A 15,385-nucleotide genomic window follows, 5' to 3' on the forward strand; every position below is an offset into this window, starting at 1 on the left:
TTTCCACCATATTACAATATAAAAACACATGACGGATCTAATTTTAGGCTTAATTTTAATTTCTTTTTTATTATTTGGGTTCTTTTTTATTCTAAACATCAAAAAGAAGAGCATCAAAATAAATATGTTTTTTTATCTGGTTTGGTTTTTAGTTTTTATTAGTATTTATATTGCTACTGATAAAAAAACATTTTTTAATGAAAATATAATTAGTGCATTTGCATTAATGTTTTTTGTTTGGTTGACCTTATTACCAACAATTATGTATGCAATTGTTTTTTATGTTATAAAACAAAAGCAACTTTCTTTCAATCATTTTTACATCCCTATTTCCCTTTTTTTAGTAAATTTTCTTTCTCTGTTGTTTTTTTCCTTTTCTAAAGATTCGAAATCATTTTCATATGAGTTTATTCAAAATATAATGACATATTCTAACTTTCTTGTCATTTTTTTTATATTTCCAATTTCCACGTTTTTTTATGTTTACAAAGCTTCGGCAATGGTTATAGCGGTAAATAAATCTAAATCAATAATTAGTTTAGTTAAACAACCTATTTTTTTATTTATAACCCTTTACTTTTTATTTATTTTATCTTGTTTTTTAAATTACATTTTTCCTTCTTTTGTTTTTAAAATTTTTATATTTATTTACCTTCCGGTATCTGCATTTACTTTATTCAAGACAATTAATAAAAATAATATTTTACAATCAAGTAATGAATTTTCTTATTCTTTATTAATTATTGATGATAATCTTGTAAAAGCCTTAAATGAAAGTCTTGTTTTTTTAAATCCAGATTTAAACATAAAGCAACTTGCAAGGGATATAGGAACAAATGAAAAATATCTTTCTCAACTGATAAATAAAAAATACAAAACAAGTTATTCTAATTTTATAAATGAATTCAGAGTAAATTATGCTAAAAAATTATTACTAGATGTTGAATATGAAAATTACACTCTTCAATCAATTGGTTCAATGTCTGGTTTTAAATCTAAGTCTAGTTTTAATTTGACTTTTAAAAAAATATCTGGATTTACGCCTACTGATTTTAAATTACGTAAAGGAGCTGTTTAGCTCCTTTACAATTTAGTTATAGGGCTTCTGCATCAAAATCCTAAGTGAACTAAAACATAATTTTTAAGTAAATTATGAAAAAACCTTTCTTGATCAGTATTTACAGTGATTGTTGTAAAATAAGTTGAATTTCTTAAAAATCCGTTATCACAAATAAATATAGCTCTATTTCCTTCTCCACAAGTCCAAATAGCAGGCTTACCATTAGTAAATCGTGCTAAAACCTGAGCTCCAATTGGAAGAGTGTAAGATGTTCCGCTAAATTCTGCACTTACACCAACACCTTCTATGCTTATACCTGGGTTTGCAGTACCCCAATAACTACTACTTAATGCTATTGTAGAATTCACAGTTGTTGGATTCGCTCCAGCAATAAAAGTCCCTGTTCCACCAAATGTTGTATGATAATTTGTTGAAGTAGTTATAGCATTTGCATCATTTGCATCTAGTGTAATTATGGCAATTCCACCTAAGGCAACATAATCTCTTATTCTTTGGCAATCTGTAACAGATCTTGCCCCACCGGATTTATTTGGTCCACAGGCAATAATTTCTCTTGTATTCTTCATGGTTAATGGAGAGATTGAGCTGTTAAAAGTTGAAGTATAGTCGTCATGTAGAATACCTCCAATAGTATTAAATATACCAGTTGGTCCATAGTTTTGTGGAACAGTTTGTTGGCCAAATTCAGAAGTTGCATAATACGAACTACCATCAATATAGGCAATTGAAATTACTCTACCATTTACTCGAATTGAAAAAACACAGGTTTGACCTCCAAAAGTTACTGAAAAACTGGCAAATCCTGATGAAGTAGGAGTCCCAGTAACGTTAAAGTTCAAGTTTCCATTTCCTAAAGCCAAAGTTCCTGGTGTTAAAGTTGCCGTTAAGCCTAATACTCCTGTAGAAGTTATGGATTGACTAGAGTAAGCCAGTCCATTCCCACCAGTATAAGGTAAAGTAGTTATGCCAGAATAAGCACTTAATTGTGTAGCAGTTGCAGGAGAATGACTTGCTGCACTACAATTTAAACTTGAAACTAATGGAGTTCCACTAATAACAATTTGAACATTAGAGCCAGAACAAGTAAGCCCATTTATAAAATTACTTAGGTTAAATTGTGCATTTCCTGTTGAATTTGGAGTTCCAGTTACATTAAAAACTAATGTCCCTCCTGCTGGGTTTACAAATCCTGAAGAAATCGTAGCCGTTAAACCTGTAACACCAGTTGATGTTATGCTTTGTGCAGCATATGCACCACCATTTGTAAGGATACTATTAGAATATGTTATTGTAATAGTTCCATTATAAGGAGAACCATTAATTCCTGTAGCAGGATTTTCAACAACAGCGGTTGTACAAGAAATTGTTGATCCAATTCTTGCTTTATCAATCGTAACAGTAAAACTACAGTTTTTACCATCAAAAGTAAATGGAAAAGTTGCAGTTGCTGTGTTTGATACAGACACAAAAGGGTCAGGTGTTCCTGTGATAGTAAATGTAAAATTTCCAGCACCATTTGCTAATGTACCAGCGTTTAAAGTAGCAGTTAAACCCGTTACACCTGTTGAAGCAATTGATGTTCCTGAAGGATATGCACCACCATTTCCTCCTAAATACGGTATTGATACAGTTTTGTTATAAGGTAAACCAGCAACTCCATTTCCAGAAGGTGTTACAGTAAATGGTGCATTACAAGGAATTGAACTAATTGTAGGTTCTAAACTTGTATTACAAAGGGATTGCCATGTTATGCCATTATAAAATTCGAAACAAGAAATGGTGGTATTGTAAATCATTAATCCATTTGCTGGAGCACTAATAGCGTTACGTTCTATAGTAGTAAGTCTTGGAACTAATAGCCCTTGTGTTGCACTATTAATGTCTAAAATAGAACTTGGATGTGGATTTGTAGTTCCAATACCCACTTGAGAATAAGATTGCAAAATGCAAAATGTGATAATTGTTAAAAATATTTTTTTCATAATCATTTGTATTTTGATGCGGAACAAAACTACTTTGGTTGATTATGATAATAAAATACTATATGTTTGTATTCCCTGTATTTATACAAATTCCGTATATTTAAACGTTAATTAACCTTAAAAATATCCTAATTTAATGTCTTTACTGCTTCCCATAGTTACTGCATTTGTATTGGCATTTCTCTTTTTATTTAGAGGAAAAGGCAAGCAAAATAAGACTTCGCAGTTTTTAGGATTGTATTTTTTACTTTGGGCTTTTGCTATTTTATGCTTCTTTTTGGCTACTGAAAAGCTAACTTGGCTTTCCGAGAAGATTTCGGAGGTAATTATGTTGCTTTTCTTTGTTTTCTTACTTGCCATCCCGCCTACGATTTATCTTTATAGTGCCTTTTTGGCTGGAATTCGTCAAACTAAAAATGTAAAGCACTATTATGTGGTGTTTTTACTTTTCTTTATTAATGCGTTTTCCTTTTTATATATGGATTCGAAAAAGAATCTTTTTATGAAAGAAATGAGTGAAAAAATATTAACGTATTCCAATTATTTGGCACTGCTTTTTGTGTTTCCTTTGTTGAGTATTTATTATTTGTTTTTGTCGGTTTCAGTATTTAAAAACTATAAAAGAGAAAAACAATTAGATACTACTTCACCTGGAATTCATCCTGATAAATTGCTTCATTTTATTTTAGGTTATGTCATTTTTATGATCTTGTTGCTAATTAGCCTAACAGGTATTTTGCCTGAATTTCTAAAATTGTCTTTCGAATTGTATTCTGCAGCTTATTTTATTTATGTAGGTTACATTAGTTGGAAACAAGAAAAATTAGATTTCGAAGTAAAACAAGAACAATTAGAAGCCAAACAATCTGATAATTTTGCTCCGTTTTTTGAAGGATTAGAGGAAAAGTTAACCAAAATAATGCAAGAAGAAAAGCCTTTTTTAGATGCTAAATTAACATTAAATCAATTGGCAAAAAAAATAGGGAGTAATGAAAAATACGTGTCATTATTTCTAAATTCTAAATATGAAATGAATTTTGCTACCTACATCAATTCCTATCGAATTGAAGAAGCAAAACAACTTTTAGTACAAAAAGAAACCGCCAATTTCACTATCGAAACAATAGCAAATATGGCGGGATTTCATTCTAAATCTTCCTTTAATACGGCTTTTAAAAAAGCAACAGGCAAAACGCCTTCTGTGTTTAAAAATTTTTAAACATCATCAAAATCAATTTTTATAGTAGCTGTTGTTGGGTACGCCTGACAAGCTAATGTTAATCCATCAGCTACTTCAGCATCAGTTAAAATTTGATTTTTTTTCATTTCGGCTGCACCTTCTGTAATTTTACAAATACAACTACTACAAATTCCACCCTGACATGAGTATGGAACATCTAATCCTTGTTTTAAAGCCGCTTCTAATAAAGTTTGTTTCTGACTCATTTCAAAACTAGTTTCTTCATCATCAACTAAGATCGAAATTTTTGTATGACCTTCAGCTCCACCTACAGTTTCATTCTCGTTAGAAGAAGTTGAGAACAATTCGAACTTAATATCTGATTCAGAAACATTATTTTCTTTTAGTGTTTCTGAAACTAGGTTTATCATTTCTTCTGGTCCACATAAATAGAATTTTGAAAACGTCATTTCTGAGTGTTTGTTCTTCAATACAAAATTCACGCTTGGTTTATCAATTCTACCAAACAAGGCATTATCAGCAGTAGATTGACTATAAACATATTGCACAAACAAACGGCCAACATATTGTAATTGCAAATCGTGTAATTGGTTGTGAAAAATGGTGTCTTTTTCAGATTTATTTCCGTAAACCAATACAAAAGTACTGTTTGGTTCTTCTTCTAAAACCGATTTTAAAATGGAGTAAACAGGAGTAATTCCGCTACCTGCCACAAATGCCGCGTAGTTTTTTTGACGTTCAGCTTTTGGTTCAAAAGTGAATTTTCCTTCGGGAGTTCCTACTTCGATTACGTTTCCAACGGCTAGTTTTTCATTGGCAAATTTAGAGAAGAATCCAGTTTTTATTGCTTTAACAGCAATTCGTAATTCGCCACTTTTTGGAGAAGAACAAATCGAATAGGCTCTTCTAATTTCTTGTCCGTCAAGGGTAACTTTTAAGTTTACATATTGTCCGGCAACAAAAGTGTAATATGATTTTAATTCGTCTGGTACATTAAAAAGAATGGAAACCCCATCAGCCGTTTCTTTAATAATTTCTTTAATGCTTAATTTATAAAATGATGACATGTGATTTTATTTTTTACAAAAATACTATTTATCAAGAAAATAGAAGTAAGAGAAAAGAAAAAAGACTTTAAAAATATTACTTAAGAATGTTATGCATAAGAAAATTATGTATATTTGTTTTTTGAAATTTTATACAAAATGAAAAATTCACAATTATATAAGGGCAGTTTAAACACCATTATTATGAAACTTTTGGAAGAAAAAGGCAGAATGTATGGTTATGAAATTACGCAAAAAGTAAAAGAAATTACCAAAGGTGAATTGAACATTACGGAAGGTGCTTTATATCCTGCTTTACACAAATTAGAAGCCGATGGTTTATTAGATGTTGAGGTAGAAAAAGTAGATAATCGTTTAAGAAAATACTATAAACTTACTGAAAAAGGAACCACAGAAACTGTAAACCGTTTAGCCGAATTGGAAGAGTTCATCAAAAACATGCAAACAATTGTAAATCCTAAATTGAGTTATTAAGATGAAGTTGACTCCACAAAATCTCCAATTCATAGATAATTATCTAAAAAATAGCGAAGTCATTTATTACGACATTCGTATGGAAATGCTCGACCACGTAGCAACAGCAGTGGAACAAAAAATGGAGGCTGAGAATTTAGATTTTTACGATGCTTTCAAAAGTTATATGGTGGTAAATAAAAAAGAAATTTTGAAAGGGAATAAAGAGGAGGGTTTACATTTTAAAGAGCCTTTGAAAAAATTTGGGTTATTTGTAATTCAGCCATTTCAATTGTTTTTGGCATTTATCACGTACCTAACCGTCTACTTTTTTACGCAGTATTTCGGAATAAATGATTTTACAAAATACATTTACATAACATTAATAATTACTTATTTAATCTTTGGATTAATTCATTTCTTATTGACTCGAAAAAAGAAGTTTTATTACATAGACAAAAACTTCTCCATCATTTTTTTGTTATATCAAATAGCCAATCCCTTACATCGAATAGCAAATGAAGGATTTACTTCTTATGTTATATTCAATACTATCTTGTTATTTGTATTTTTTGCTTTTCTTCGATTTTATTATTTAGAAATGAAATCTTTTAGACAGAAAAATCAATTTTTATTCCAATAAAAAACATAGAAACTCATAAAAGAAACATATTCTGAATATGCTAATTAAAATCAATTTTGTTATTTTGAACTTGTTTCAAAATCTTGGTTTTAAAAGATAGAAACTGAAACAAGTTCAGTTTGACAACGTCTAAAATTGTTATTCCATAAACAACGCTTTTAATTCAGTTGCTTCACTTGGTTTCATTTTTCCAGCTAAGACTAAACTTAGTTGTTTTCTTCTTAAAGCGGCTTCGTATCGTTGTTTTTCTAATTCGGTTTCAGGTTCAATTGGTGGAACTGGAATGGGTCTTCCCGTTTCGTCAACCGCTACAAAAGTATAAATGGCTTCGTTTGCTTTATTTTTAATTCCAGATTCTCTATCTTCAATCCAAACATCAATATAAATTTCCATTGAAGAATTAAAAGTTCTTGATACTTTAGATTCAACAGTTACAACACTTCCTAAAGGAATAGCTCTGTTAAACGCTACATGGTTTACAGAAGCAGTAACGCAAATTCTACGTGAATGTCTTCTAGCAGTAATACTCGCTGCTCTATCCATACGAGCTAGCAATTCACCACCAAATAAATTGTTTAAAGGATTCGTTTCACCTGGTAAAACTAAGTCGGTTAATGTAGTTACCGATTCTGAAGGAAATTTTGGTTGCATTGTTTTTTTTGCAAAGATAATGCGTAATTTGATAATTAAATGCAAAAAAAATCCCTAAACAGGGATTTCAATAATTATTATGCAAAGTGTTAAAAAGTTATTCTATCATTAACCAAGCTTCTGCATTGTGTGTTTTTTGTATATTTTTTCTTTCTAGTTGCGCTTCTTCTAATGTTTTATAACTAGCATACACAACAGGAAATAAATTGTGCTTATTTAATGGCAGCATTTTAGCACTTTCAAAACCTTCTGACTTTAATTCAGCAATTGCTTTGTTAGCATTTTCTTCACTTCTATATGCGCCTGCTATTAAATGATAAGGCATTTTTTCTTCAACTGGAGTTGCAACAGTTAATTCAACAGCGTTAACAGGAGTGCTAATTAAAAAAGTAGCTTCTTGAATTTGCTGTTGTACTTTTTCTTGAACGTTTTTTTGAACCGCTAAAGTTTTAGTCTCAATTTGTTGATCATTATACATTTTGTATCCAAATCCAACACCACCAATTGCGCCAAACATTACAACAAAAACTGCAGCATATTTTAAATAAGAATAATCTTTTTTTCTTTCAGGTGTAAAAACAATAGGCGCTTTTTCTTCTAAAGCTTCCACTTCTTTCTTTAAAACTTCTCTAGTAATTTCTGGAGAAATAAATGAAGACAATCCAAAAGAATCCGTTAAGTAATTAACAGTATTAGCGGGTTCAAAAACCCAATTCATTTCGTTATTAACAGAAATTTCACCTACATTTTTAACAACAACTCTATTGCGGTTTTGTAATAAATACGTCCATTCATTTACGATTTCACTAATTTTAACAACTGCTAATTCGTACGACATTTTTTCTTGTAATGCCACATGATTCGCTAACAAGCCATCGTTGTTTTTTACATTCGCATTAAATGATATCACTTTTTTTGGCGGAAAAAACGAACTTGCGCTACCAGTTACATGAGCAGAAACAGTTTCGGTTAAAAATGCACCAAAACCAGGAACAGTAACGCACTGATAACGATATAATAAGTCGGAAATGTGTTTTTCTAAAAGCATAACAACAAAGTTAAATAATCAATAGCAATATCAAAATTTTATCAACAAAAATTATTAACAATCGCAATTTTTTAAGTAAATAATTGGAAGTAAGTTGATTGTGATTTTATTCGTCATCCTGAGCTTGTCGAAGGGCTGCTGTCCGCTCTTCATGGTGCCGCTCCCATCAGTCCCGAAACTTCGGGATAGATAGCATTTTATTTTCTTTCTTGGTCTTTGTTTTCTATGTAAAAATGGAATGTCTTCTGCGGTTAAGATAATTTTCTATGTTTCTATGTAGTAAATTCCTTTGGAATATTCCTAAAAACCACTATTTTTGTTCTTCAATTATACGCCAAATAAATTTTTATCCGCCATGACACAGTCAGAATTATACCTCACGCTTGCGTTGATGCAAGTAGAAGGAGTAGGAGATGTAATCGCTAAAAAACTCATTCAACATTTCGGCAATGCCGAGGAAGTTTTCGCTTCAAGTAAATCACAACTTCAAAAAATAGATGGCATTGGTTCGGTTTTAATTAAAAACCTTCAAGATAAATCTGTTTTTACAAAAGCTGAAACTGAACTTCAATTTATTGCTAAAGAAAATATTTCCACCACTTATTTTCAAGAAGAAAACTACCCCGAACGATTAAAACATTGCTACGATAGTCCGGTACTTTTGTTCCAAGCGGGAAATATCGATTTACAAAATAGAAGAATCATTAGTATTGTCGGCACACGTCAAATTACGTCTTATGGAATGGAATTTACTAGAAAATTAATTGAAGAGATTGCACTATTAAATCCAATAATTGTTAGTGGTTTTGCTTATGGTGTTGATATTTATGCACATCAAATAGCAATGGATTGCGGTTTGCAAACGATAGGTGTTTTGGCTCACGGATTAAATCAAATTTATCCTAAAACACACAAAAAATACATGGCGAAAATGGAGCAAAATGGTGGTTTTTTAACCGAATTTTGGAGTTCGAGCAATCCTGATAAAGAAAACTTTATCAAACGAAATCGTATTGTAGCTGGAATAAGTGAAGCTACTATTGTTGTTGAAAGTGCTGAAAAAGGAGGTTCGTTAGTTACGGCTAATTTAGCTAACGACTACAATAGAGATGTGTTTGCAGTTCCTGGTAGAATAACTGATAAATACAGCCAAGGTTGTAATAATTTAATTAAGACGCAGCGTGCAAATTTACTTTCTTCGGCAGCAGATTTGGTTTATATTTTGAATTGGGAAATTAATTCAAAAGCACGAAAAGACAATAATGCAATTCAAAAACAACTTTTTATTTCCTTAACAGAAGAAGAACAATTAATCTATGATTATCTTCAAAAAACGGGTAAAGAAATGATGGATATTATTGCTTTAGAATGTAATTTTCCTATTTATCGGATTTCTTCTATTTTGTTGAATATGGAATTAAAAGGAGTAGTTAGACCTTTACCTGGAAAAATGTTTGAGGTGGTTTAATTTAAATCTCGTAAATTAGTACAAATTTAAATACCATGTACACACTTCCAAAAATCGAGCGTTTTAATCAAAATGTTGCTTCAAAATATAATATTTACAACAGTGTTTTTATCACTTTACCATTCGACGAAATAAACAATACAGGTGTTTTACTACCACTATTTTCAGAAGTTTGTGAAAACGGATTTAAAAACAACCAAAGTCCAGAAGAAATATTTGACACTTTTGTTTCTAAATATTTAGACAATCCAACGCAACAAGAAAAAGAATCGTTAATGTTTCGATTTATTCAATATATTGAACGTCAAGTGGTGCTTTTTGATGCCATAGAAGATGCCGCTTTTTCAGTTGTTAATAATTTGGAAGGCAGAGGTTCGTTACGTGACATGAAAGAAAATGCCGAACAAAAAAACAAACAAGAAGAACTAAAAGAGTTTTTGGAAAATTTTAAAATAAGAACTGTTTTAACTGCACATCCAACACAATTTTACCCAGGTTCGGTTTTAGGAATTATAACTGATTTGACTGAAGCAATAAGAGAAAACAATTTAAATTCTATAAAAGAATTATTAGCACAATTAGGCAAAACGCCATTTATAAAACACGAAAAACCAACACCATATGACGAAGCAGTTAGTCTTATATGGTATTTGGAAAACGTATTTTATGAAACCGCTGGAGCGATGATGCAATACATTCAAAAAAACATTTTAAAGGGCGAAATGCCGAAAAATGACATTTTAAATTTAGGTTTTTGGCCGGGTGGCGATAGAGATGGAAATCCATACGTAACCACCGAAATCACTTTAAAAGTGGCAGATAGATTAAGAACGTCTATTTTAAAAAGTTACTACAATGACATTCGAAAATTAAAAAGAAAACTAACTTTTGCAGGAGTTGATATCATAATTGCCGATATTGAAAGTAAGTTATATCGTTCTGTTTTTTATTCTCAAGGAGAAATTTTCATCACTTTAGAAGATTTAAAAGATAAATTATTGCAAGTTAAAATGTTGGTTACAACCAAACACCAATCACTTTATATAGATGAAATTGATTTGTTATTGAATAAACTAAATTTATTTGGATTCCATTTTGCAACACTTGATATTCGCCAAAACAGTAAAATTCATGCTCGTGTTTTTGATGCAATAATAGCAAATAAAAAAACCAACTTCCCGGAGAATTATAAATCACTTTCTGAAGAAGATAAATTTAATTTTTTATCAAATGTTTTTTCTGATTTAGACGTTACTGATTTTGAAGATGAAATCGTAAAATCAACAATTGGTTCCATTAAAGCCATGAAAACAATTCAGCAAAATAATGGTGAAAAAGCTTCCAATAGATATATAATAAGTAATAATGAAAGTGCTTTACATGTTTTTGAAACCTTAAGTATGTTTCATTTATGTGGATGGAAAAATCCTACCGTTGATATTGTACCGCTTTTTGAATCGGTGGAAGATTTGGAAAAAGCAGATCGTGGTATGGAACAATTATACACGAATGTAACTTACGCAAATCATTTAAAGATGCGTGGAAATGAGCAAACTATTATGCTTGGTTTTTCTGACGGAACAAAAGATGGTGGTTATTTAATGGCGAATTGGGGAATTTACAAAGCAAAAGAAGCGCTAACTGCAATTTCAAGAAAATACGATATTAAAGTGGTGTTTTTTGATGGACGTGGCGGACCACCAGCTCGTGGCGGAGGAAAAACCAATAAATTTTATGCTTCATTAGGACCAACAATCGAAAACCAGCAAATTCAATTAACCGTGCAAGGGCAAACCATTAGTTCTAATTTTGGCACAATAGATTCTTGTCGTTATAATTTAGAAAATTTATTAAGTGCAGGAGCAAAAAATCAAGTGTTTACTAAATCAGAAAACGAGTTAACTTCCGAAGAAAAAGAAGTCTTGCAAAACCTTTCGGAAATTAGTTATCAAAAATATGTCGATTTTAAAAATCACGAAATGTTTGTGCCTTATTTGGAACGAATGAGCACGTTGAATTATTACGCAAAAACCAATATTGGAAGTCGCCCATCTAAAAGAAATGCTTCTGATAAATTGAATTTTGCCGATTTAAGAGCCATTCCTTTTGTAGGTTCGTGGAGTCAATTGAAACAAAATGTTCCTGGGTTTTTTGGAGTAGGAACTGCATTGAAAAATTACGAAGACAACAACGAATGGCAAAAAGTTTCCGATTTATACCACAACTCGTTATTCTTTAAAACGCTTATCGAAAACAGTATGATGGCATTGAGCAAATCGTTCTTTCCTTTAACTGCTTATATGAAAAATGATAAAGAATTTGGCGAATTTTGGCAATTGATTTACACCGAATTTTTAGAAACCAAACGTTTGTTATTGAAACTTTCGGGCTACTCAGCATTAATGGAAAACTATCCAGACGGGAAAGCTTCCGTTGAACTTCGTGAGAAAATTGTTTTGCCACTTTTAACTATTCAGCAATATGCATTATTAAAAATTAAAGAATTAAAAGAGAGCGAAAACCCAGATGAAAAACAAATTGCTATTTATGAAAAAATAGTAACGCGTTCGTTGTTTGGAAATATTAACGCAAGTAGAAATTCGGCTTAGTTTTTGTATTTGATTTTATAAATTCAAGTTTATGCAAAAACTAATTCTACTTACATTTTTTTCTTTATTTATATTTTCTTGTACCGAGAAAGAAAAAACCTATGAAGAATTAGAAGCGGAAGTTTTGTGTGATGTGTTACCGGAAGTTATATATCCATTTATTAAAATTAATTTGCCGCCTCCACCTCCTCCAAGTTCGGATTCAATAAAATTTAATTTAGATAATGATTCGATTATGAAGGATATCGAAAGACAAACGGATGAAATTAAAAAATTATCTCTAGAGAAATATAAAATACAAATTGGTTTAAATTCTCTTATGTTTTCTGTAAATAAATCAGAATTTAAAAACAGACTTCAAAATTTTATATCTGTTGATAGTTTGATGGAAAGAAAATTTCGACCAAATGAATTATTAGACTCAACGCTCAAAGTTAAATTTTTTAAAAACGACACTATTGCCATCTGGGGTGAATTTATAAAGGATTATGAAGTTAAAGCGTTATCAAGCGTTACTCGAGTTTTGTTTGATGATAAAAAAACAAAAGCTTTTTTTAAACTTTATCCTTTTGGTTGTTTGCCTTATTCAATTGAAATAGTTTCAGAGAAAGTGAAAAATAAATGGGTAGTTAAAGAAATTATTAAAGAATAATTTTATGAGATATACTACAATTTTATTAATTTCATTAATGTTGTTTTCTTGTACCGAGAAAGAAAAAACCTATGAAGAATTAGAAGCGGAAGTTTTGTGCGATGTGTTACCGGAAATTGCAAAATATGAATTAAATCAAAATGAAAACAATTTTCTTCCTCCACCTATAGAAACTGATAGTTTAAAATTTTCTAAAGAAAAGATTCAACAATTAAATAAGAAACGAGATGAGGATTGGATTACTTTTAAGTTAGAATTAAAACAAAAAATTGAAACTTCTGTCAAAAAAACAGATGAATTCAAAAAATATAAATACGCAGTTATTGACACATTACTTTCGGTAAATGCATCATTTAATCAAGATTTAAAGTATGAATTTGATTCATTACCACAGCGAAAACTAAATGTAAAGGAATTTGAAAAATCAAATATTGATGTTGTTTTAGTATCTTACAAAGACACTTTTGAAGGTGGTGTAAGAAATGATGAACACCTTCCACTTTCTGGGTTGAGTAGAGTTTTAATTCACAAAAACGGAAAAGCTTATTTTCAATGTAATAAAACGTATTATCACTATAACGTATTTTGTAATTTCTCTCAAAAGGAGAATAAATGGAAAATAGAAAAAATCATTAAAGAATAAAACCTCAAAATTTAGACTTCTAAACTTTGAGGTTTTTCTTTATTTAAAGTTGAGTTTTTAATATCCCAACTTCTCTCTCACTCTTTTTAAAACGCCATTTGCTACTTCACCCGCTTTTGCAGCACCTTCAAGCAATAACTGGTTTACTTCTTCCAAGTTGTTGATGTAGTAATTGTACTTTTCTCTTTCGGTTTTGAATTTCTCAACGATTAATTCAAATAAAGCTTGTTTGGCGTGACCGTAGCCGTAATTTCCAGCTAAATAATTAGCTTTCATTGCTTCAGTTTGTTCTGATGTTGCTAACAATTTATACAAAGCAAAACAATTACAAGTGTCAGGATTTTTTGGTTCTTCAAGCGGTGTACTATCGGTTTGAATTCCCATTATTTGTTTGCGAAGGGCTTTATCGTCAACAAAAATATTAATGAAATTGTTTCTCGATTTACTCATTTTTTGTCCGTCAGTCCCCGGAACATACATCGTTTCTTCGCTTGTTTTTCCTTCAGGTAACACAAAAGTTTCACCCATTTGATGGTTAAAACGCGAAGCTACATCACGAGTAATTTCAAGATGTTGCATCTGATCTTTTCCTACCGGAACAATATTGGCATCGTACAATAAAATATCGGCTGCCATTAACATAGGATACGTAAATAATCCGGCATTTACATCTTCTAATCTATCCGCTTTATCTTTAAAAGAATGCGCTAATGTTAATCGTTGAAACGGAAAGAAACAACTTAAATACCAAGACAATTCTGCCGTTTGTGGCACATCTGATTGACGATAAAAAATTACTTTATCGGTATTTAATCCGCAAGCAAGCCAAGTTGCCGCCGTACTATAGGTGTTTTGTCTTAATTCATCGCCATTTTTAATTTGCGTAATCGAATGCAAATCGGCAATAAAAAGAAACGATTGATTATCAGGATTTTCTGCCATTTGAATAGCAGGTAATATTGCTCCTAACAGATTTCCTAAGTGTGGCGTTCCTGTACTTTGAACTCCGGTTAAAATTTTTGCCATTATTAAACTAATTTTTGCAAATGTAAACCATAATGTAAAAAGGGAAAAGTAAAACCGCTAAGTTTTATTAAAATCATTACTTTTGAAATTCTAATAGAAGAAAATCGATGAAATTTTTAAAATATCCACTTACATTATTATATCGAATTTGGTTTTATATCTTGGTTTTAGTTCCAATAATAGTTTTGTTTCCGTTTATTTTTGCCACTATTTTAAGCGAGAAAACCTATTCGATATTTTTTAAAATTGCGAGGTTATGGTCTAAGATTATTTTAATAGGCATGGGTTTTAATTACAAGATTGAAGGAAGCGAAGTTTTTGAAGACGGAAAAAGTTACATGTTGGTGGCCAATCATACTTCAATGACGGATATTATGCTAATGCTAATTGCGGTTAAAAATCATCCTTTTGTATTTGTTGGGAAAAAAGAATTGGCTAAGATTCCATTATTTGGATTTATTTATAAAAGGGTTTGTATATTAGTAGATAGAGCAAACAGCAAAAGTCGTTATCAGGTTTTTGAACGAGCACAAAAGAGAATCGAACAAGGATTGAGTATCTGTATTTTTCCTGAAGGCGGTGTTCCAGAAGAACATATTATTTTAGATGAATTTAAAGATGGTGCTTTTAGAATTGCAATTGAACATGGTTTACCAATAGTTCCTATGGTGTTTTTTGATAATAAGAAAAGACTTTCATATACTTTCTTCAGCGGAAGTCCGGGTAAAATGCGAGCTAAAATTTTTCCTATAATTGAAACTAAAGGAAAAACATTAGAAGACAGACATGAGTTAAAAAAGCAAGTACGTCAAATTATTTTAGCACCTTTAGAAAACGACATAAAATAAAAAAGTCCAAACG

Annotated in this window: 14 protein-coding genes; 9 read left to right on the forward strand and 5 right to left on the reverse strand. The window is 30.8% G+C overall.

Annotation, left to right across the window (positions count from 1 at the left end; genetic code table 11):
* The first annotated feature begins 124 nt into the window (after positions 1-124).
* Positions 125-1,078, forward strand: coding sequence for an AraC family transcriptional regulator (locus GFJ99_RS00995; protein WP_162524023.1), 954 nt, complete (start codon positions 125-127; stop codon positions 1,076-1,078).
* A gap of 32 nt (positions 1,079-1,110) precedes the next feature.
* Here the strand turns inward: GFJ99_RS00995 and GFJ99_RS01000 are convergent, their stop codons facing one another.
* Positions 1,111-3,063 carry a hypothetical protein gene (locus tag GFJ99_RS01000; protein ID WP_153207150.1) on the reverse strand — a complete coding sequence of 651 codons (1,953 nt, stop codon included), beginning with the start codon at positions 3,061-3,063 and terminating at the stop codon, positions 1,111-1,113.
* A 136-nt stretch (positions 3,064-3,199) separates the two neighbouring features.
* Here GFJ99_RS01000 and GFJ99_RS01005 point away from each other — a divergent pair, with 136 nt between their 5' ends.
* The gene (locus GFJ99_RS01005; RefSeq protein ID WP_153207151.1) at positions 3,200-4,282 is read left to right on the forward strand and encodes an AraC family transcriptional regulator; all 1,083 of its coding nucleotides are present in this window, start codon (positions 3,200-3,202) and stop codon (positions 4,280-4,282) included.
* Here the strand turns inward: GFJ99_RS01005 and GFJ99_RS01010 are convergent.
* A complete protein-coding gene (locus tag GFJ99_RS01010; RefSeq protein WP_153207152.1) occupies positions 4,279-5,331 on the reverse strand; it encodes a ferredoxin--NADP reductase in 1,053 nt (350 codons plus the stop codon). The genes GFJ99_RS01005 and GFJ99_RS01010 overlap by 4 nt on opposite strands.
* 138 nt (positions 5,332-5,469) lie before the next feature.
* Between GFJ99_RS01010 and GFJ99_RS01015 the strand changes: the two genes are divergently transcribed.
* Positions 5,470-5,805 (forward strand): PadR family transcriptional regulator, encoded by a 336-nt coding sequence (locus tag GFJ99_RS01015; RefSeq protein ID WP_153207153.1) that lies wholly within the window; start codon positions 5,470-5,472, stop codon positions 5,803-5,805.
* A 1-nt stretch (position 5,806) separates the two neighbouring features.
* Positions 5,807-6,427 (forward strand): hypothetical protein, encoded by a 621-nt coding sequence (locus GFJ99_RS01020; RefSeq protein ID WP_153207154.1) that lies wholly within the window; start codon positions 5,807-5,809, stop codon positions 6,425-6,427.
* A 138-nt stretch (positions 6,428-6,565) separates the two neighbouring features.
* Here the strand turns inward: GFJ99_RS01020 and GFJ99_RS01025 are convergent, their stop codons facing one another.
* Positions 6,566-7,078 (reverse strand): acyl-CoA thioesterase, encoded by a 513-nt coding sequence (locus GFJ99_RS01025; protein ID WP_040470335.1) that lies wholly within the window; start codon positions 7,076-7,078, stop codon positions 6,566-6,568.
* 97 nt (positions 7,079-7,175) lie between these two features.
* Entirely contained in the window at positions 7,176-8,126 is a 951-nt protein-coding gene (locus tag GFJ99_RS01030; protein WP_153207155.1) for an SPOR domain-containing protein, read from the reverse strand.
* Positions 8,127-8,481: 355 nt separating this feature from the next.
* Between GFJ99_RS01030 and dprA the strand changes: the two genes are divergently transcribed.
* From dprA to GFJ99_RS01050, 4 genes are read left to right on the forward strand one after another with little or no spacing between them, the layout of a single operon-like run.
* Positions 8,482-9,594 (forward strand): DNA-processing protein DprA, encoded by a 1,113-nt coding sequence (gene dprA / locus GFJ99_RS01035; RefSeq protein WP_153207156.1) that lies wholly within the window; start codon positions 8,482-8,484, stop codon positions 9,592-9,594.
* Between the two features lie 35 nt (positions 9,595-9,629).
* A complete protein-coding gene (locus tag GFJ99_RS01040; RefSeq protein ID WP_153207157.1) occupies positions 9,630-12,203 on the forward strand; it encodes a phosphoenolpyruvate carboxylase in 2,574 nt (857 codons plus the stop codon).
* A 31-nt stretch (positions 12,204-12,234) separates the two neighbouring features.
* Complete coding sequence (locus GFJ99_RS01045) at positions 12,235-12,855, forward strand: hypothetical protein (RefSeq protein ID WP_153207158.1); 621 nt, start codon at positions 12,235-12,237, stop codon at positions 12,853-12,855.
* 4 nt (positions 12,856-12,859) lie between these two features.
* Positions 12,860-13,498 (forward strand): hypothetical protein, encoded by a 639-nt coding sequence (locus GFJ99_RS01050; protein WP_153207159.1) that lies wholly within the window; start codon positions 12,860-12,862, stop codon positions 13,496-13,498.
* A 57-nt stretch (positions 13,499-13,555) separates the two neighbouring features.
* Here the strand turns inward: GFJ99_RS01050 and trpS are convergent, their stop codons facing one another.
* Positions 13,556-14,524: a tryptophan--tRNA ligase gene (gene trpS, locus GFJ99_RS01055; protein ID WP_153207160.1), complete on the reverse strand. Its 969-nt coding sequence runs from the start codon at positions 14,522-14,524 to the stop codon at positions 13,556-13,558.
* Between the two features lie 107 nt (positions 14,525-14,631).
* Between trpS and GFJ99_RS01060 the strand changes: the two genes are divergently transcribed.
* Entirely contained in the window at positions 14,632-15,372 is a 741-nt protein-coding gene (locus GFJ99_RS01060; protein ID WP_153207161.1) for a 1-acyl-sn-glycerol-3-phosphate acyltransferase, read from the forward strand.
* Positions 15,373-15,385: the final 13 nt, after the last annotated feature.

This window comes from Flavobacterium sp. LMO6 (genome assembly GCF_009495795.1).
GTDB lineage: Bacteria > Bacteroidota > Bacteroidia > Flavobacteriales > Flavobacteriaceae > Flavobacterium.

Excerpts from the sequence above, each read along its gene's own strand:
- GFJ99_RS00995 (WP_162524023.1), top strand. The coding sequence starts at position 125 with ATGTTTTTTTATCTGGTTTGGTTTTTAGTTTTTATTAGTATTTATATT.
- GFJ99_RS01000 (WP_153207150.1), bottom strand. The coding sequence starts at position 3,063 with ATGAAAAAAATATTTTTAACAATTATCACATTTTGCATTTTGCAATCT.
- GFJ99_RS01005 (WP_153207151.1), top strand. The coding sequence starts at position 3,200 with ATGTCTTTACTGCTTCCCATAGTTACTGCATTTGTATTGGCATTTCTC.
- GFJ99_RS01010 (WP_153207152.1), bottom strand. The coding sequence starts at position 5,331 with ATGTCATCATTTTATAAATTAAGCATTAAAGAAATTATTAAAGAAACG.
- GFJ99_RS01015 (WP_153207153.1), top strand. The coding sequence starts at position 5,470 with ATGAAAAATTCACAATTATATAAGGGCAGTTTAAACACCATTATTATG.
- GFJ99_RS01020 (WP_153207154.1), top strand. The coding sequence starts at position 5,807 with ATGAAGTTGACTCCACAAAATCTCCAATTCATAGATAATTATCTAAAA.
- GFJ99_RS01025 (WP_040470335.1), bottom strand. The coding sequence starts at position 7,078 with ATGCAACCAAAATTTCCTTCAGAATCGGTAACTACATTAACCGACTTA.
- GFJ99_RS01030 (WP_153207155.1), bottom strand. The coding sequence starts at position 8,126 with ATGCTTTTAGAAAAACACATTTCCGACTTATTATATCGTTATCAGTGC.
- dprA (WP_153207156.1), top strand. The coding sequence starts at position 8,482 with ATGACACAGTCAGAATTATACCTCACGCTTGCGTTGATGCAAGTAGAA.
- GFJ99_RS01040 (WP_153207157.1), top strand. The coding sequence starts at position 9,630 with ATGTACACACTTCCAAAAATCGAGCGTTTTAATCAAAATGTTGCTTCA.
- GFJ99_RS01045 (WP_153207158.1), top strand. The coding sequence starts at position 12,235 with ATGCAAAAACTAATTCTACTTACATTTTTTTCTTTATTTATATTTTCT.
- GFJ99_RS01050 (WP_153207159.1), top strand. The coding sequence starts at position 12,860 with ATGAGATATACTACAATTTTATTAATTTCATTAATGTTGTTTTCTTGT.
- trpS (WP_153207160.1), bottom strand. The coding sequence starts at position 14,524 with ATGGCAAAAATTTTAACCGGAGTTCAAAGTACAGGAACGCCACACTTA.
- GFJ99_RS01060 (WP_153207161.1), top strand. The coding sequence starts at position 14,632 with ATGAAATTTTTAAAATATCCACTTACATTATTATATCGAATTTGGTTT.